The 18,447-nt window shown below is 39.2% G+C and carries 17 protein-coding genes, 1 tRNA gene, 1 other RNA gene, 1 pseudogene and 1 other annotated feature; of the genes and pseudogenes, 14 read left to right on the forward strand and 6 right to left on the reverse strand.

The window, feature by feature from the left end; translation table 11 throughout:
• Nucleotides 1-60 precede the first annotated feature (60 nt).
• Nucleotides 61-1,029: a YaaC family protein gene (locus ACIQCE_RS16160; protein ID WP_400496028.1), complete on the reverse strand. Its 969-nt coding sequence runs from the start codon at nt 1,027-1,029 to the stop codon at nt 61-63.
• A gap of 121 nt (nt 1,030-1,150) precedes the next feature.
• Here ACIQCE_RS16160 and guaB point away from each other — a divergent pair, with 121 nt between their 5' ends.
• Nucleotides 1,151-2,617 (forward strand): IMP dehydrogenase, encoded by a 1,467-nt coding sequence (guaB, locus tag ACIQCE_RS16165; protein WP_400496029.1) that lies wholly within the window; start codon nt 1,151-1,153, stop codon nt 2,615-2,617.
• A gap of 162 nt (nt 2,618-2,779) precedes the next feature.
• Nucleotides 2,780-4,105: a serine hydrolase gene (locus tag ACIQCE_RS16170; protein ID WP_400496031.1), complete on the forward strand. Its 1,326-nt coding sequence runs from the start codon at nt 2,780-2,782 to the stop codon at nt 4,103-4,105.
• Nucleotides 4,106-4,297: 192 nt separating this feature from the next.
• On the opposite strand, the gene pdxR is transcribed toward ACIQCE_RS16170, so the two are convergent.
• Complete coding sequence (gene pdxR / locus ACIQCE_RS16175) at nt 4,298-5,776, reverse strand: MocR-like pyridoxine biosynthesis transcription factor PdxR (RefSeq protein ID WP_400496033.1); 1,479 nt, start codon at nt 5,774-5,776, stop codon at nt 4,298-4,300.
• A 245-nt stretch (nt 5,777-6,021) separates the two neighbouring features.
• Here pdxR and pdxS point away from each other — a divergent pair, with 245 nt between their 5' ends.
• From pdxS to ACIQCE_RS16200, 5 genes and pseudogenes are all read left to right on the forward strand, one after another.
• On the forward strand, nt 6,022-6,906 hold the full coding sequence (gene pdxS, locus ACIQCE_RS16180) for a pyridoxal 5'-phosphate synthase lyase subunit PdxS (protein ID WP_353854095.1): 885 nt from the start codon (nt 6,022-6,024) through the stop codon (nt 6,904-6,906).
• A gap of 19 nt (nt 6,907-6,925) precedes the next feature.
• A complete protein-coding gene (gene pdxT, locus ACIQCE_RS16185; protein ID WP_400496035.1) occupies nt 6,926-7,516 on the forward strand; it encodes a pyridoxal 5'-phosphate synthase glutaminase subunit PdxT in 591 nt (196 codons plus the stop codon).
• A 53-nt stretch (nt 7,517-7,569) separates the two neighbouring features.
• Nucleotides 7,570-7,782: a binding site (T-box leader), on the forward strand.
• 49 nt (nt 7,783-7,831) lie between these two features.
• Nucleotides 7,832-9,106: a serine--tRNA ligase gene (gene serS / locus ACIQCE_RS16190; protein ID WP_353854093.1), complete on the forward strand. Its 1,275-nt coding sequence runs from the start codon at nt 7,832-7,834 to the stop codon at nt 9,104-9,106.
• A gap of 596 nt (nt 9,107-9,702) precedes the next feature.
• Nucleotides 9,703-10,038 (forward strand): annotated as a pseudogene (locus ACIQCE_RS16195) (methyl-accepting chemotaxis protein); the annotation flags it as partial.
• Between the two features lie 247 nt (nt 10,039-10,285).
• A tRNA-Ser gene (locus ACIQCE_RS16200) sits at nt 10,286-10,378 on the forward strand.
• Between the two features lie 93 nt (nt 10,379-10,471).
• Here ACIQCE_RS16200 and ACIQCE_RS16205 read toward each other — a convergent pair.
• From ACIQCE_RS16205 to ACIQCE_RS16220, 4 genes are all read right to left on the reverse strand, one after another.
• Nucleotides 10,472-11,128: a deoxynucleoside kinase gene (locus ACIQCE_RS16205; protein WP_400496038.1), complete on the reverse strand. Its 657-nt coding sequence runs from the start codon at nt 11,126-11,128 to the stop codon at nt 10,472-10,474.
• Nucleotides 11,125-11,748 (reverse strand): deoxynucleoside kinase, encoded by a 624-nt coding sequence (locus tag ACIQCE_RS16210; protein WP_400496041.1) that lies wholly within the window; start codon nt 11,746-11,748, stop codon nt 11,125-11,127. The genes ACIQCE_RS16205 and ACIQCE_RS16210 overlap by 4 nt, the downstream gene beginning before the upstream one ends.
• A 79-nt stretch (nt 11,749-11,827) precedes the next feature.
• Complete coding sequence (locus tag ACIQCE_RS16215; RefSeq protein ID WP_400496043.1) at nt 11,828-13,129, reverse strand: glycosyl hydrolase family 18 protein; 1,302 nt, start codon at nt 13,127-13,129, stop codon at nt 11,828-11,830.
• Between the two features lie 45 nt (nt 13,130-13,174).
• Nucleotides 13,175-13,729 (reverse strand): cysteine hydrolase family protein, encoded by a 555-nt coding sequence (locus tag ACIQCE_RS16220; protein WP_400496045.1) that lies wholly within the window; start codon nt 13,727-13,729, stop codon nt 13,175-13,177.
• A 79-nt stretch (nt 13,730-13,808) separates the two neighbouring features.
• On the opposite strand from ACIQCE_RS16220, the gene tadA reads away from it, so the two are divergent.
• The 7 genes from tadA (at nt 13,809) to ACIQCE_RS16255 (ending at nt 18,205) form a co-directional block, all read left to right on the forward strand.
• Complete coding sequence (tadA, locus tag ACIQCE_RS16225; protein WP_400496047.1) at nt 13,809-14,285, forward strand: tRNA adenosine(34) deaminase TadA; 477 nt, start codon at nt 13,809-13,811, stop codon at nt 14,283-14,285.
• Nucleotides 14,286-14,361: 76 nt separating this feature from the next.
• An RNA gene (gene ffs / locus ACIQCE_RS16230) (signal recognition particle sRNA large type) lies at nt 14,362-14,626 on the forward strand.
• A gap of 330 nt (nt 14,627-14,956) precedes the next feature.
• Complete coding sequence (dnaX, locus tag ACIQCE_RS16235; protein WP_400496048.1) at nt 14,957-16,669, forward strand: DNA polymerase III subunit gamma/tau; 1,713 nt, start codon at nt 14,957-14,959, stop codon at nt 16,667-16,669.
• A 27-nt stretch (nt 16,670-16,696) separates the two neighbouring features.
• Nucleotides 16,697-17,020 (forward strand): YbaB/EbfC family nucleoid-associated protein, encoded by a 324-nt coding sequence (locus ACIQCE_RS16240; RefSeq protein ID WP_353854085.1) that lies wholly within the window; start codon nt 16,697-16,699, stop codon nt 17,018-17,020.
• 15 nt (nt 17,021-17,035) lie between these two features.
• Nucleotides 17,036-17,632: a recombination protein RecR gene (gene recR, locus ACIQCE_RS16245; RefSeq protein ID WP_400496050.1), complete on the forward strand. Its 597-nt coding sequence runs from the start codon at nt 17,036-17,038 to the stop codon at nt 17,630-17,632.
• Between the two features lie 18 nt (nt 17,633-17,650).
• Nucleotides 17,651-17,875, forward strand: coding sequence for a YaaL family protein (locus ACIQCE_RS16250; protein WP_003218088.1), 225 nt, complete (start codon nt 17,651-17,653; stop codon nt 17,873-17,875).
• Nucleotides 17,876-17,941: 66 nt separating this feature from the next.
• On the forward strand, nt 17,942-18,205 hold the full coding sequence (locus tag ACIQCE_RS16255) for a pro-sigmaK processing inhibitor BofA family protein (RefSeq protein ID WP_353854084.1): 264 nt from the start codon (nt 17,942-17,944) through the stop codon (nt 18,203-18,205).
• Nucleotides 18,206-18,447 lie beyond the last annotated feature (242 nt).

Below are 18,447 nucleotides of genomic sequence, written 5' to 3' on the forward strand. Positions count from 1 at the left end.
CCGATGGTAGTTGGGGGTCTCCCCCTGTGAGAGTAGGACGCCGCCAAGCTTGTCTAAAGATCAGTTCCATTCGGAACTGGTCTTTTTTGTGTTTTCTTCTAACAGCATCATGATATAAGAAGGGAACTTCTCTTCTGCAATCTCCATATAGCGCTCAATCATGACATAATCATCACTAATGTATTGAGAGAGCAACTCGTACCACCATTCTGTTTCGTAACGAGCAATCATGCTAAGGTTATACATCAGCAAGTAATGGCTGATAATCTCAGGAATACCTAAAAAGGCATCTCTTGTTGATGGAATGAACCATTGATCCGTTTCTAAATCATAATGAAGATGAGTGGCAAATGCAGGGTTTTCTTCTAGACATGCATCAAAAGTCAGTATCTTGGCCTCTCTGTTTTTAAACTTCCAATTTGTATGGAACTCAAAGTACTCTATAAAGCGTTCAGGTGACATGTTATAAAGAAGTGGAATATGATCTTGAATCATCATTCCATTGGCTTTCTCAATTTTGACTAACGTCGAAGGCTGCTTTTGAAACTGAAGGACATGACTCATTTCAGGTATTTTAGAAAGGAGATTGATCATTGTGAAGCGCTCATCTTCAAGACCGTTTAAATGAAATAAGTGCTTCAACACATGCATACAAAGTCCATTCCTTTGGATTTTTACTTCATCTTCACTAAAGCGATAATGCTGTTTCTTTCTTTTTCTTGTCGTCACGCCATGGGCTAAGACTGAAGTTTGAGAAGGGTAATGAGGATCGACTGTCAGCAAACATGCTTTCAGTAACTGGGTCATCCCATAAAATAATAAAATAGGTTTAAGTTCTAATGGTGCAATGGCGGCTTGTTCATAGAACGTATGACCATGTTTTAGAAAGTAAATGAATCTCTCGCAGTTTTTATAAGCATGTTGGTTTGAATCTGGTATATCTCGTTTTTGGTACTGTTGATTTAGAAACTTTTGGGAGGTTTCAAGTGAGTAAAAACGTTTTAAATCCTTCCATCCTGAACTTTTCATTTTCTACCTCTACTCTCTTCATATTTTCTAAAAATTGCAACTGTTTGTTGCTTCCTTGACATGCTGTTTCCTAGTTGATAATCTACATATAATATTTTGCCGAAAAGAGGGGGATTTACTAATGTGGGAAAGTAAATTTTCAAAAGAAGGTTTGACATTTGATGATGTTCTGCTTGTTCCAGCAAAGTCTGAAGTGCTTCCGCGTGATGTCGATTTATCTGTTGAGTTAACAAGCACATTAAAACTAAACATTCCAATTATTAGTGCAGGAATGGATACTGTAACGGAATCACAAATGGCGATTGCTATGGCTCGTCAAGGTGGTCTTGGTATCATTCATAAGAACATGTCAATTGAACAGCAAGCAGAACAAGTAGATAAAGTAAAACGCTCAGAACGTGGCGTTATTACAAATCCATTCTTCTTAACACCAGAGCATCAAGTATTTGATGCAGAGCATTTAATGGGGAAATATCGCATTTCGGGTGTACCGATTGTAGACAACGAAGAAGATCAAAAGCTTGTTGGTATTATTACGAACCGTGACCTTCGTTTTATTTCGGATTATTCCATGAAAATTAGTGACGTTATGACAAAAGAGGAACTTGTCACTGCTTCTGTTGGTACAACATTAGAAGAAGCTGAAAAAATTCTACAGCAATACAAAATTGAAAAGTTACCTCTTGTAGATGACGAAGGAACTCTAAAAGGTCTTATTACAATTAAAGATATTGAAAAAGTGATTGAATTCCCTAACTCCTCTAAAGATGAACATGGTCGTTTAATTGTCGGTGCCGCAGTTGGCGTCACTGGCGATACAATCATTCGAGTGAAAAAACTAGTAGAAGCAAATGTTGATGTCATTGTTATTGATACAGCACATGGTCATTCTCAAGGTGTACTAAACACTGTAGCGAAAATCCGTGAAACGTATCCAACGCTGAACATCATCGCTGGAAATGTTGCAACAGCAGAAGCAACAAAAGCATTGATTGAAGCTGGTGCAGATATTGTCAAAGTTGGTATTGGACCAGGATCTATCTGTACAACACGTGTAGTGGCAGGTGTAGGTGTACCACAAATTACAGCTATTTATGATTGTGCAACAGAAGCAAGAAAGCATGGTAAGGCTATTATTGCAGATGGTGGGATTAAATATTCAGGTGATATTGTCAAAGCACTAGCAGCAGGTGGACATGCCGTCATGCTAGGAAGCCTGTTAGCTGGAACTTCAGAAAGCCCAGGAGAAACAGAAATATATCAAGGTAGACGTTTTAAAGTTTATCGCGGTATGGGTTCTGTCGCTGCTATGGAAAAAGGAAGTAAAGATCGTTATTTCCAAGAAGATAATAAAAAATTCGTTCCAGAAGGTATTGAAGGACGTACACCATACAAAGGACCAGTTGTTGATACAGTTTACCAACTTGTTGGTGGTGTTCGTTCTGGTATGGGTTATTGTGGTACAAAAGACTTACGCACACTTAGAGAGGAAGCGCAGTTTATTCGCATGACGGGTGCAGGTCTTCGTGAGAGTCATCCACATGATGTACAAATTACAAAAGAATCACCAAACTACACAATTTCTTGATAAATTGTGACAATCAAATTACATTTGACAGGGTCTAAGACTCTGTCTATTTTTTTTGTCTTTATTGTGATAAAATTTATACTGTTGTGTTGAAATAAGCCCTTGTGGATTAAATATATATGAAAAAAATGTCGAAAAATGATGAATACGGAGGTATGACGATTGAACAGCAAGATGTTGAAACAGCTTATGGTCGCTATCCTTACACTGACATTGATTGTTACAGCGTTTGCACCAATGTCTAAAGCCAAAGCGGCTGAAGATCCTATCAATGTGAATGCGAAAGCGGCCATCCTTATTGAAGCTTCTACAGGAAAAATTCTTTATAGCAAAAACGCAGAACAAAGACTCCCTATTGCGAGTATGGCAAAGATGATGACCGAGTATCTATTGCTAGAGGCAATTTCTGAAGGCAAAGTGAAATGGGATCAAACGTATACGCCAGATGATTATGTATACGAAATGTCCCAAGATCGTAGTTTATCAAATGTTCCTCTAAGAAAAGATGGCTCATACACAGTCAAAGAGCTTTATCAAGCCACTGCTATTTATTCAGCAAATGCTGCAGCGATAGGTCTAGCTGAAGTGATCGCTGGATCAGAATCTAAGTTTGTTGAAAAAATGAATGCAAAAGCGAAAGAACTAGGTTTAACAAATTACAAATTCGTCAATGCTACTGGATTAGAAAATAAAGATTTACATGGCAAACAGCCGAAGGGTACAGGTCCTGATGAAGAAAGTGAAGTTTCTGCTAAAGATATGGCATTGCTTGCACAGCATCTCATCAAAGACTATCCAGAAATTCTTGAAACAGCAAGTATTGCTAAGGCAAAGTTCAGAGAAGGCACAGACGATGAAATGGATATGCCAAACTGGAACTTCATGTTAAAAGGACTTGTGAAAGAATATGAAGGAGTAGATGGTCTAAAAACAGGCTCTACTGAATCAGCTGGTTCTAGTTTCACGGGCACAGCAAAACGAGGTGATATGCGCGTCATTGCCGTCATCTTAAATGCAAAAGGAAATCTTCATACAGCTCGTTTCGACGTTGCGAAAAAATTGTTCGACTATGCCTTTAAAAACTTTACGATGAAACAAATGTACAAAAAAGGACAGCAAGTCAAGGGACATGAAAACATCGAAGTTGATAAAGGAAAAGATAAAGAAGTAGCGGTCGTGACGAAAGAAGCATTTTCTGTTCCTGTGAAAAATGGGGACGAAAAGAGTTATAAAGCAAAAGTAAATTTAGAGAAAAAGAAACTAGAAGCTCCTATTAAAAAAGGAACGAAGGTTGGGATGCTAACGACTACTTATTCTGGTGCTGAGAAAGACTATGGTTATCTCAATAAAGACCAATCAGGTGTTGAGCTTGTGACAAAAACAAGCGACGAAAAAGCAAACTGGTTCATTCTTGCAATGCGCGGTGTAGGCGGATTCTTCGCTGGCATATGGGGCGGCATTGTAGATACAGTAAAAGGTTGGTTCTAAAAAACTTGCTCAGTATGTAGACAAACCTTCGCGTTTTGTCAGATCTGTGCGCTAGTGCTCACGAATGTTCCATTCGCTCCGCACAAGTAGCTCGGGTTTTCAATTCACGCTGAAAAGATGCCAAAGGGTAAAAGAAAACCCCTTTGGCAACAAACTGAACTGCTCTCTATTAGTGAGAGCAGTTTTTTGTCGTTAAAAGAAAAGGGACTGTTTTTGATTTTGAGGGGATGACAAGTTTTGCTGAAAAATGCTACATAATTTTTGCATACCTTCAATCAGGGCCTTTTCATTCACATAAGAAAAGCTGAGACGAATGTAATTTTGCTTTGGCTCCCCAGGATAGCAGACAGAGCCTGGCAGGAAAGTGATTTGCTGTTTACGGGCTTCATGTAATAACGCACGGGTATCCACCCAGTAAGGAAAGCTTAACCACAAATTGAGCCCGCCCTGTGGAACTTGCCATTTCACATCCTTCGGTGCGTATTGTGTCAAAACATCAATCATTAAATCTCGTCTCACCTTTAAGGCCGTTCTTAATTTCTTCGTATGATCAATCATTTTCTTCGATGTCAGAAATGGTAAAATAGCCTTTTGTGTAAGAAGGGGACTTCCCAAATCATTATTGGCCTTCGCAGCTAATAAACGATTAAATATCGAACCTGACGCTGTAATAATCCCAATTCTGCAACCCGGAGCAAGCGTTTTACTTAATCCTCTTAAATAAATGACATGCCCATCATAATCAAGGCTTTTAATCGGTGCCGGTGGCTTCTTTTCAAAATAAAGCTCCCGATATGGGTCATCTTCTACAATGAGACAATCAATACTCTGTGCCAATAGCAGGAGCTGTTTTCTCCGTTTCATCGACATACTGGCTCCTGTAGGACTGTGAAAGGTAGGAATCGTATAAATAAGCTTTGGCTTATATTTATCACAAATACTTTGAAGTTGCTTCATATTCATTCCTTCATGATCAACTGGTACTGTAATAATTCTTGCCCCTCTTCCCATAAAAACATCAATCGCCCCTGGATAGGTGGGGGCTTCCATGACAACGACATCATCAGGACCGATAAACGTTCTAGCGACTAAATCAAGTCCTTGCTGGGAACCACTTGTCACAAGGATATTTTCAGGGGTAGAAGGCACGTCCAGCTTCTCTAAAAAGGACTGAATCACCTGTCGAAGCTGTAAGTCTCCTTGAATTTCCCCATATTTCGACATAATTTGAGGATGATGGATCAAAACTTGTTGCATTTCCTTTTCTAAATACCGATTTGGCAAAAGTCCTGGGTCAATCATAGAGGAGGAAAGGTTAATTGCCTCTTCTACATAGTGATACTGGGCAAACTGAGATCGTGGTAAGTAATCCGGAATGGATAGCTGCCAATCGAAAGAGGTAGATGATTGAACCGGCATGTCTGTTTGTTCTTGTAATTCATCAACGAACGTCCCCTTACCTTGCACAGCCGTTAAATACCCATCGTCTTTAAGTCGGGTATACGCCTTTGCTACAGTGACGAGACTAACATTCAATTGCTTAGCTAAATCACGTACAGTTGGCAATTTGTCTCCTTGCTGAAGCAAACCGGATTGAATGTGATCAATGATAGAAACATAAATTTGATTTGAAAGAGATGTATCTGAGTGCCGATGAATATCAATATGCATGAGAACCCTCCAGTCATCGCAAATTGTTATACATTGATTTATATTGTTATATATAGATTATAGCATGTAAATCATGATCAAACAGAATAACCAGTCATTTTAGGCTGTGAACACTGTATTTAGTGGGATTTATACATTTTTAAGGATTGATTAAATTGTTATACTATTCTCTTTATTGTTATACTATTTCACTTGTATGATAGACATGTTGAAGGAATTGAATACACAAATGGGAGGCAACAATAGTGAGCAATAAGGGAACTGAACGAGTAAAACGTGGAATGGCAGAAATGCAAAAGGGTGGCGTCATCATGGATGTCGTCAACGCTGAACAGGCAAAGATTGCAGAAGAAGCAGGTGCGGTTGCTGTAATGGCGTTAGAGCGTGTACCAGCTGATATTCGTGCTGCAGGCGGTGTCGCCCGTATGGCAGACCCAAGAATCGTAGAAGAAGTACAAAATGCAGTAACGATTCCAGTCATGGCAAAAGCACGTATTGGCCATATCGTGGAGGCTCGTGTTCTTGAAGCACTTGGTGTCGATTATATCGATGAGAGTGAAGTGCTAACGCCCGCAGATGAAGAATTCCATTTAAATAAAAACGAATATACTGTGCCTTTTGTATGTGGATGTCGTGATCTAGGCGAGGCCACTCGACGTATTGCTGAAGGTGCGTCTATGCTACGTACGAAAGGAGAACCTGGGACAGGCAACATTGTAGAAGCTGTCCGTCATATAAGAAAGGTCAATGCTCAGATTCGAAAAGTAGCAGCGATGAGTGAAGATGAAATCATGACAGAAGCGAAAAATCTAGGAGCACCTTATGAATTATTGCTTCAAATTAAAAAGGACGGCAAGCTACCAGTCGTTAACTTTGCAGCTGGAGGTGTTGCAACACCAGCTGATGCTGCGTTAATGATGCAGCTTGGAGCGGATGGCGTATTTGTCGGATCTGGTATTTTTAAATCAGAAAATCCTGCTAAGTTTGCAAAAGCCATTGTAGAAGCAACGACACATTTCACAGATTACCGTTTAATTGCAGAACTTTCTAAAGAGCTGGGTACAGCCATGAAAGGAATTGACATTTCAAATCTACTGCCAGAAGAACGTATGCAAGAGCGTGGCTGGTAATTAAGGTAGCGCAAAAGATATGTTAACAATTGGTGTACTTGGGCTTCAAGGAGCGGTGAGAGAGCATCTTCAATCGATTGAAGCCTGTGGCGAAGAAGGGAAGATCATCAAACGAGTAGAAGAACTAGAATCCGTTGACGGTCTCATTATTCCTGGTGGAGAAAGTACAACAATGAGAAGACTCATGGATACGTATCAATTTATTGAGCCGATCAAAGCGTTCGCTGCTCAAGGGAAACCGATTTTTGGAACATGTGCGGGTCTCATTATGCTTGCAAAGCATATAAAAGATCAAGAAGATGCCCACCTTGGATTGTTGAATGTATCAGTTGCACGTAATTCATTTGGCAGACAGGTGGATAGCTTTGAAGCAGATTTAGAGATCAAAGGATTAGATACACCATTTACAGGCGTATTCATCCGAGCACCGCATATTATCAGTGCAGATGAAAGCGTGGAGATCTTGGCTGAATATGACGGTAGGATTGTCATGGCAAAGGAAAAGAATATTCTAGGCTGTTCTTTTCATCCGGAGCTGACAGACGATCATCGGATAACTCAGTTGTTCGTCGACATGGTGAAGACATACAAAACGAAATTAGCTGTATAAAACGGTTGAAAAGAGATAAAACTTATAGTACATTAAAATCACAATTAAAGATCGAAAAAGCGTTGACAGGAAACAGTAAGACGCCCCTCTTTCTCAGAGAGCCGATGGTTGGTGAGAATCGGTGAAAGATGCGTTCTGAATCCATCCTTGAGCGAAGTGCTGAAACACGAGGAGTAAGCATTTACGGTGATGCCGTTATAGAAGAAAGAGGAAAGCATGTTCATGCTTTCAATCAGGGTGGCAACGCGAGAGCTCTCGTCCCTTTCATGGGATGAGGGCTCTTTTTATTTTTCGATAAAAAAAGGAGTGTAACATATGCTGGACATTAAACAATTGCGCACTGACTTTGATCAAATTAAAGAAAAATTAGCCCACAGAGGCGAAGATTTAACTGATTTTGATAAGTTTGGTGAACTAGATCAAAAAAGAAGAGAACTGATTGGGAAAACAGAAGAATTAAAGAGCAGAAGAAATGAAGTATCACAGCAAGTGGCAGTTCTCAAAAGAGAAAAGAAAGACGCTGATCACATTATTAAAGAAATGCGTGAGGTTGGAGACGAGATCAAGAAGCTCGATGATGAGTTAAGAACAGTGGAAGAAAGTCTACAAAGCATTCTTCTCTCTATTCCGAATATCCCTCATGACTCTGTACCCATTGGTGAAACAGAAGATGACAACATTGAAGTGAGAAAGTGGGGCGAACAGCCAGCGTTTTCATTTGAACCAAAACCTCATTGGGATGTAGCAGATGAGTTAAATATTTTAGATTTTGAACGTGCAGGAAAAGTAACAGGAAGCCGTTTCGTCTTTTATAAAGGGTTAGGAGCGCGTTTGGAGCGAGCACTTTATAACTTTATGTTGGATTTGCATGTTGATGAATTTGGTTTTACAGAAGTCATCCCGCCTTACATGGTCAACAGAGCAAGCATGACAGGGACTGGCCAACTTCCAAAGTTTGAGGAGGATGCATTTAAAATTAGAGAAGAAGATTATTTCCTCATTCCAACTGCCGAAGTGCCAATCACAAATATGCACCGCGACGAAATTCTTGAAGGTGAACAGCTTCCAATCAATTATGCGGCATTCAGTGCTTGTTTTAGATCAGAAGCTGGGTCAGCCGGTAGAGATACACGCGGACTCATTCGTCAGCACCAATTCAACAAGGTAGAGCTTGTGAAATTTGTAAAACCAGAAGATTCTTATGAAGAATTAGAGAAACTAACGAATCAAGCAGAAAAGGTGCTTCAATTATTGAAATTGCCATATCGAGTCATGAGCATGTGTACAGGTGACTTAGGCTTTACGGCTGCGAAGAAATACGATATAGAAGTATGGATTCCGAGTCAGAACACATATCGTGAAATCTCTTCTTGCAGTAACTTCGAAGCATTCCAAGCAAGACGGGCTAACATTCGCTTCCGCCCTGAGCCTAAGGCAAAACCAGAACATGTACACACATTAAATGGCTCAGGTTTAGCGGTAGGAAGAACAGTAGCAGCCATTTTAGAGAATTATCAACAAGAGGACGGTACTGTGATGATTCCTGAAGTACTGCGTCCTTATATGGGAAATAAAGAAGTAATCAAATAAGATGCCGCCATGGCATCTTATTCTTTTTATCTAAAGTTCTACAGCTTTTCTAAAATAAGCCGATAAAATAACTAAAAGCTTCTAGGAAAGAAGGAATAACTTTGAATAGGCTTGACTATTATGTAGAAATGGCTCATTTGATAAGAAAAGTTCTAGATGACAGTATCCTTTTCGGCATCACAGATACAGAGAAGGTGCTTTGTTACTATCCGTCAACCACTGTAGATTTTGGTATTAAAGTAGGGGATAAATTGAACCCTGAAGACCAAAACGTTGCGACGACGTTAAGAGGACAAGAATACGAAGGTCATTTACCAGAGTCTTTATATGGCTATGAAATTGCTGTAAAGGGTTACCCGATTTTTGATGATGAAAGAAAAGTGATTGGCACATTTTTAGTTGCTCTTTCACATCATCGTGAAAAGAAATTAAGCGGCTACATGGAGCATATTAATAAAGTAGCGAAAGAGCTGCAAAGTGGAATTGAGCAAATTGCTGCTCATTCACAAGAGCTGGCTGCAACAAGCTTAGAAATTAGTGAGCAGGCAGGAAGAGCGGAAGAGAAGTCTGCTAACATTGAAGAAGTAGTCAAAACAATTGGCGGAATTGCTAGACAAACAAACTTGCTGGGGCTAAATGCTGCAATTGAAGCGGCAAGAGCAGGCGAAAATGGAAAAGGATTTGCCGTCGTTGCAGATGAAGTGCGTAAATTATCAGATGGCTCAAAGGAAGCCGCCGAAACCATTAATACATTTTTAAAAGAAATTCAGGACAGCATTGGAACGTTGTCTGAAAATATTTCACAAATTAGTAGTTCCACAAACGAACAAGCCAAACAAGTAACAGACTTTACAAAGATCATCGAATCATTAAATGATTTTAAAGAAGAAATGAACCATTTTATTGAAGAAATCAGACAAGATTCACAATAGATAAAGGATAGCCCTATTACGCCATTTCAGCGTGTAGACAAACCTTCGTATCCATTGTCAGATCTCGAGCGTCCTGTGCTCACGAAAGTTTCATTCGCTCCTCAATAGCTCAGGTCTTTCTATTGGGGTAGCCTATTAGGCTACTTTTTAGACTATTTCTTACATGGCTAAATAGAATGATGAAACTTTTTTCGGAAAGATGTTGACTTCTGATGATTCGATATGATATATTAATCCTTGTCGATACGGAGGAATACCCAAGTCTGGCTGAAGGGATCGGTCTTGAAAACCGACAGGGGTGTCAAAGCCCGCGGGGGTTCGAATCCCTCTTCCTCCGCCATATTGATATTACCTAAGTTGAATTGAAACGCAAGCATAAAATTGGAAATTGTCGTACCGCTGCATCTTTAAATGCAGCGGTTTTTTTATTGTCTTAAGAACGAGAACGACTTTTTTGAATAACAGAAGCAATCTCATGAAGAATGGGATCAAGCGAACTTTCATCATGACGTAAATCATAATTTTCAATATTCATTTTGATGACCGGACATAAGTCAAATTGTTCGATCCATTCACTATATCGATTGTACAATTCCTCCCAATACGTTCGATCTGTTTGAATCTCCATCTCTCTTCCGCGCTCTTCAATTCGATGTAAAATATGATCTAAGTCCCCATGCAAGTAAATGAGTACATCAGGATGAGGGAAGTAAGGTGTCATGACCATTGCCTCAAATAGATTAGTGTACGTTTCATAATCTATTTTGGACATGGTGCCTTTGTCAGCATGCATTTTAGCAAAAATGCCTGTATCTTCATAAATAGATCGATCTTGAACATACCCTCCACCGGACTCAAAAATTCGTTTTTGTTCTTTAAAACGCTCTGCAAGAAAATAGACCTGTAAATGAAAGCTCCATCTTTGAAAATCTGAATAAAAGGGCTCTAAATACGGATTATCATCTACTTTTTCGAGAGAAGTCTGAAATCCTAGCTTGTCCGCTATTGATTTAGTCATGGTCGATTTCCCGACACCGACAGTCCCTGCGATTGTAATCACTGCGTCCTTTGGTATTTCAATATTTGTCATAGTACTTGCTCCTTTATCTTCTGTACAATTTGCTGGTAATCCTGCTGTGAGGAAACAAAGTCTGTATCATCCCCCTCAATTGTAATGACAGGGAGCTTTGGGTCAGTCTGTTTTAAATGTTCGATGGCCAAATCATAATCTTTAATTAAATTCTTTAAATAAACTGGATCGATGTCTTCTTCAAAAGAGCGCCCTCTCATCTGTATTCTTTCAAGTAAGGTGGGGAGGCTTGCTTTTATATAAATGATGGCATTAGGTCTAGGCAGATCATCTGTTAGCAAGTGATAAATCTTTCTGTATTTTTCCATGTGTTTTTTTGATAATGTTCTTTCTGCAAAAATCATATTTTTATAGACATGATAGTCAGTAACAATCGGTTGCTGCTTTTTCACATATTCTTCTTGAATGGATTCCAACTGTTTAAACCGGTTGCATAAAAAGAACATCTCAAGCTGAAAGCTCCATTGTTCCATATCTTCATAAAACTTATTTAAGAATGGATTTTCTTCTACAATCTCTTTCACTAAAGAATATTGAAATTCCTTCGAAAGCATTGTAGCCAAAGTTGTTTTCCCGGCTCCAATTGGGCCTTCCACTGCAATAAAAGGGGCAGGATACATAGGCGTTCTCCTCTATCTGTAAAGTTGTCAAACCAATGTATATTGTACCATACCCCTTTTAGGAGATAGAGTGAATAGATTACGATGTTGTTCTTTTTTCAATATTAAATTGATCTGATAATAAGAGCCAATTTTGTGGGAAGGATAAGCCTAGTTTCCAATAAGCAATGCCGTTGAGGTTTAGCTCTTTGATGAGATTGAATTTTGCTTGGATAGATCTTGCGTCTTCGAACCACACCTCATGTTGTTTGTTATTCGCATCAGTATAACGGAAATAAGGTGCTTGTGCCGTTTCATCGTAAAGAATGGATACATTATGATCTCTAGCAATAGCGATGGCTTGTTGAGGACTGACTGCTTTCGCGAATGGACCACCTGGGACGTATGGAAGAGTCCAATCATAGCCGTATAAGTTCTGTCCCATCACAATTTTATTGGCTGGCACGACAGTCAGCGCATATTCAATCACTTGGCGGACAGGTCCAATTGGAGAAACTGCTTGTGCAGGTCCACCACTATACCCCCATTCGTAGGTCATTAATACAACATGATCGACGATCTGACCGATAGCTGCATAGTCATGGGCTTCGTACCATTTCCCTTTTTGTTCACTACTTGTTTTAGGAGCAAGTGCTACAGAAATTGTCCACCCCTCTCGGTGAAGGCGAGAGGTAGCTTCTTTTAAAAATTGAATATAGGCATTTTTATCAGCAGGGCGTAAGTATTCAAAATCAAAATGAATTTCTTTAAATTGATACTTTCTAGCAACACGAACGATTTCATTTAAAAATGTTGTTTTGACAGCTTGATTTGTTAAAAGGATACGCCCAAGTTCATCACTGAATTTTTCATTTTCTAGATTAGTGATAGCCATAGTTAAAACCGTTCTGCTCCGAGCGGCAATCTGAGGTAGTTGATCTAATGGCGGTTCTCGAAGTGTTCCGTCTCTTTTGGCTTGGAAACTAAAGATGCCTAAATGTGTTAAGTATGGCGAAGCTTCTCTAGCTGCCTGCTTTAAATTCTCACTGACTTGATTTCCACGTGGTTCAATATAGGCATTTGAATGAATATTTCTTTTTGGTCTTTCAGGAATATAGAGTAAAAAGCGTATAGGGAGTATAGCTCCAGATTGAATTCTGTTCACACGAGCCAGTTCCTCTACGGAAATTTGAAACCTCCTTCCAATTGTATAGAGAGTGTCATTTTGCTTCACCTCATAAAATTGCCCTCTAATTGGGATGACAATTGTTTGTCCAACGACAAGTTGATTAGGTGTTTGGATGTCGTTGGTACGAATGATTTCGTTTACAGTTGTTTTGAAACGTAATGCAATTTCACTTAAGGTATCTCCTCTTTTGACAACATAAATTTGGATGATCAACGCCCCCTTTGTTATTGCTATCAATTTATGAGGGTTATAGATAAATCATGTTTGATTTTCATTCATGATATCCTTAGCGGTAGTGATATTTGCAAGAAGAACGTTCTTCATCATTGTTAAAGCATAGTCGTTGTCTCTATTGTTATTTGAAGCGATACAATCTTTAGGTACGATCAGATTGAATTCCCGCATATAAGCATCGTTTGCAGTGAAAAGTACGCAAATGTTGCCTGCAATACCCGTTAAAATAATTTCCTGAACACCTAGCTCATTTAATAGTGTCTCCAGTGCTGTTCCATAGAAAGCGGAATGCTTAGGTTTGATTAAGAAGTAATCATGGCTTGATGGAGCGATTTTCTCTAAAATTGGGCGGCTTCTTTCATTTTCACACTTTTTTATGACAGCTTGAATATCAGCTTTCCAAATGCCATAGTGATCGTTGATATATATAATTGGCCATTTCTCCTTGAAAGCGAGCTGTTTAAGGGCTAAAATTTTAGTGGTTATTTGCTTTGTTTTTTCAGCCAGAACATGCCCCATGTTAAAATCAAAATTATTAATCATGTCGATGATAAGAAGTGCCTTTTGATGATTGGACAAAATAAGACCCCCTTGAGAAGATTGTGGTCATATGTTAACCTCAATATCCTTTTAAAAAACATGAAAAGAGAGCAGTGTTATGAATAAAGATGAACAGTTTATGCAAGAAGCCATTATTGAAGCATTAAAAGCAGAGCAAATAGGTGAAGTGCCAATTGGTGCAGTTTTAGTGGTAGACGATCAGATTGTGAGCCGTGCTCATAATTTAAGGGAAAATGAGCAGCGTTCAATTGCACATGCAGAATTGCTTGCCATCGATGAAGCGTGTAAACATACTGGGAGCTGGCGGCTTGAAGAAGCAGTTCTTTATGTCACGCTTGAACCATGCCCAATGTGTGCAGGAGCTATTGTGCTATCAAGAGTGAAAAAAGTAGTGTTTGGCGCATACGATCCCAAAGGTGGATGTGCAGGTACTTTAATGAATTTGCTAAATGATGATCGGTTCAATCATCAGTCCGAAGTGATTGGTGGTGTACTAGAAAAAGAATGTAGTGAGTTATTAAGTCAATTTTTTCGAAAGCTCCGTCAGCAAAAGAAACAGGTGAAAAGTAAATGAATGGCTGCCGTTTGCAATTTCAGCTCTAAGAAGGTATACTTATGTCTGCGTCACTGACAATTTAATATTCATTTTGCCGTGCTAAGCGGGGAGGTAGCGGTGCCCTGTACTCGCAATCCGCTCTAGCGAGGTCGAATCCCTTCTCGAGGTTCGTTTACTTCAAGGTCTGCCTTAAATAAGTGGTGTTGACGTCTGGGTCCTGCGCAATGGGAATTCATGAACCATGTCAGGTCCGGAAGGAAGCAGCATTAAGTGAAACCTCTCATGTGCCGCAGGGTTGCCTGGGCCGAGCTAACTGTTTAAGTAACGCTTGGGGTAGCGAATCGACAGAAGGTGCACGGTAAATAAATATTAAATGTAACTCATCTAGTTTATCTAGGTGAGTTTTTTGTTTCTGTTCAAAGCATAATTTAAACGCTTTGGTTAGACAAATAGCTAAAAAGACTTTTTCTGGATGATGTACATTTTCGTCAGTTCAAAAAGAAACATACGTTCTTATTGGTCTGATGATGGAATTTAAATTGCTGAGAAATTCGTTTTTTGAAAGAGAAAAGTGAAAAAGTATAGTGTGAAATCATCTTTTTCGCTGATTAGAAAATAAAGGTGTGCTTTTGAATTGATCGTTCCTTCATGTATAATGAGAATGATGATAAATGGAGGAGGGCGTATTTGTGAGTTATCAAGCTTTATATCGAGTGTTCAGACCTCAAGTTTTTGAGGATGTTGTTGGACAAGAACACGTCACAAAAACGTTGCAAAATGCCCTTTTGCAGAAAAAGTTTTCTCATGCCTACTTATTTTCAGGTCCAAGAGGAACAGGTAAAACGAGTGCTGCTAAGATCTTTGCAAAGGCAGTTAACTGCGAAAAATCACCTGTTAGTGAACCGTGTAATGAGTGTGATGCCTGTAAAGGGATTACAACCGGTTCAATCTCAGACGTTATTGAAATAGATGCGGCCTCTAATAACGGGGTAGATGAAATTAGAGATATACGTGATAAAGTGAAATTTGCTCCTTCAGCGGTTACATATAAGGTATATATTATAGATGAGGTACATATGCTCTCCATCGGAGCATTTAATGCCCTTCTTAAAACGCTAGAGGAACCGCCTGCTCATTGTATATTTATTTTGGCTACCACAGAGCCTCATAAAATCCCCCTTACAATCATATCCCGCTGTCAGCGATTTGATTTCAAACGCATTACGACAAAAGATATTGTTGGAAGAATGGAGAAAATTGTAGCTGCAGAAAGTCTAAATGTACAACAAGGTTCACTTGAAATTATCGCTAGTGCAGCAGATGGCGGTATGCGGGACGCATTGAGCTTACTGGATCAAGCGATTTCATTTAGTGGAGAACAACTGACAATTGATGATGCGCTACTTATTACAGGTTCCGTATCTCAGCATTTTATCAGTCAGCTTGCTGAAGCCATTTTTGATCAAAATATTGCATTAGCATTAGACACATTAAATGAATTGCTCCAACAAGGGAAAGATGCTACTAAATTAATAGAGGACATGATTTTTTATTTCAGAGACATGTTGCTTTATAAAACGGCACCAGATCTTCAGGGAGTACTGGAGAAGGTAAAGGTTGACGAAAAGTTTGTGTCGCTCTCCAATCGTGTTACAACTCAGTTCCTTTATGAAACGATTGAAGTTCTAAATAAAAGTCAGCAAGAGATGAAATGGACCAATCATCCAAGAATTTTCTTTGAGGTAGCAGTTGTTAAGCTTTGTCAGTCAACGGTAGGAATGTCACAATCCGCTGACAGCTCTGATCTAAAAACATTAACGGATAAAATAGACAGGCTGGAGCAAGAACTGTCAAGGCTGAGAACAGAGCGTGTATCTGTTTCTCAATCTCAAAGTCACCAAGAACAGAAGGAAGCACCTAGACCTCAAACGAGTCACAAAAATGGTTATCGTGCACCTGTTGGTCGAATTCATGAGATTTTAAAAGAAGCGAAGCGACCCGAATTAGAAAAAATAAAAAGTAAATGGGGAGAACTTCTTGCCCAGCTAAAACAACAAAATAAGGTGTCTCATGCCGCACTTTTAAATGATAGTGAACCAGTTGCGGCAGCACCGCACGCCTTTGTTTTAAAATTTAAATTTGAAATACATTGTAAAATGGTTGCTGAAGACAAAAGTGGCGTTCGAACCAATCTTGAACACTTGCTAGAGTCTATGCTAGGAAAAAGAGTGGAATTAGTTGGCGTTCCTGACTCCCAATGGGGTAAAATAAGAGAAGAATTTTTAAGAGATCATCAGCCAGATGAACAAGCAGATGGTCAGTCGACTTCCGCTGAAGAGGATCCATTTATTGCGGAAGCAAAAAAATTAGTAGGACCCGATTTGATTGAGATTAAAGATTAACAAAAACGAAAGAGAGTGGTGCTCATTATGCGCGGTGGAATGGGAAATATGCAAAAAATGATGAAACAAATGCAAAAAATGCAAAAAGATATGGCTAAGGCTCAAGAAGAGCTTGCAGAAAAGGTACTAGAAGGTACGGCAGGTGGCGGTATGGTCACTGTAAAAGTAAATGGACAAAAAGAAGTGGTTGATGTTGCAATTAATGAAGAAGTGGTGGATCCGGAAGATATCGATATGCTTCAAGATCTCGTACTAGCAGCGACAAATGATGCATTGAAAAAAGTTGATGAACTAACTAATGAGACAATGGGTAAATTCACAAAAGGAATGAACATGCCGGGTTTATTCTAGGGGGAATAACTGAAGATGCAATATCCTGAACCAATATCAAAGCTGATTGACAGCTTTATGAAATTGCCAGGAATCGGACCGAAAACTGCAGTCCGTCTGGCTTTTTTTGTTCTTAGTATGCAGGAAGATGTCGTTTTAGATTTTGCGAAGGCACTGGTGAATGCAAAGCGTAATCTAACATATTGCTCGGTTTGCGGCCATATCACAGATCAGGATCCCTGCTATATTTGTGAAGATACAAGAAGGGATCAATCGGTTATCTGTGTAGTACAGGATCCAAAAGATGTGATCGCAATGGAAAAGATGAAGGAGTATAACGGCTTATATCATGTGCTTCATGGTGCAATTTCGCCTATGGACGGAATTGGCCCAGAGGATATTAAAATTCCTGACTTATTAAAAAGACTTCAAGACGACCAAGTATCAGAGGTAATTCTTGCAACCAATCCAAACATAGAAGGAGAAGCTACAGCAATGTATATCTCTAGATTGTTGAAACCATCAGGAATTAAACTCTCTCGTATTGCTCATGGTCTTCCAGTGGGTGGGGATTTGGAGTATGCTGATGAAGTCACACTTTCTAAGGCTCTAGAAGGCAGACGTGAGATGTAGGAAGGAGAAGTACGTTACATGGGTTTTCTTCGCAGAAAATCAATTCGAAAAGAATTCGATGAGAAATTAATTCAACAGCTTTTTAAGCAAAAGGAAGAATGGAACAGACAAAAAAAGCTTGTCGCAAATAGCGTTGAGCCTTCACCGGACATTCTATTCGAATTAAAGCTTGCTCAAGCGAAGTACTTTTTCTATCTAAGAGAAGCGAAAAAGAGAAATTTACGTTTAAACAACTGGAGGTAGCAGGTCTATTTTACATAGTCCTCTCATATGCTTGTACTATTCATATGAAGAGGGGATGAGAGGATTATGGAACCTGTTATTGTCATTGGTTCAATTTTGCTGGCAGTATTACTGCTATTTATGTCAGGTGTTCAAGCAAATCCGTTCAAATGGTTAGGGCTTATCGGAGTTAAATTTGTGGCAGGCGCACTTTTTTTATTTTGTCTCAATTTATTTGGTGAGAGTTTAGGACTTCATGTCACCATTAATCCTGTAACAAGTGGAATTAGTGGTTTATTAGGCATTCCGGGTGTAGCGGCTTTAGTTGTAATTGAAAAGTTTATTATTTAATGAAAAATATTATTGACTTTCATTCTTTATGGTGGTAGATTAATATACGTCGCTGATGATGAAGAAACGAAAAACATAATAACAAAAAAATTGTTGACTTAAACAATTTTGATGTGATAAGATTATTTAGTCGCTTCTGAAGCGGTAAACAAGTTCTTTGAAAACTAAACAAGACAAAACGTACCTGTTCATTCGAGATTTGATAAAAAATCCTATGATACATCATAGGTAGTCAGTCAAAC

Origin of the sequence: Bacillus sp. NPDC093026, assembly GCF_044754665.1 — a bacterium.
In the GTDB taxonomy this organism is placed as follows: Bacteria; Bacillota; Bacilli; order Bacillales; family Bacillaceae; genus Bacillus; species Bacillus maqinnsis.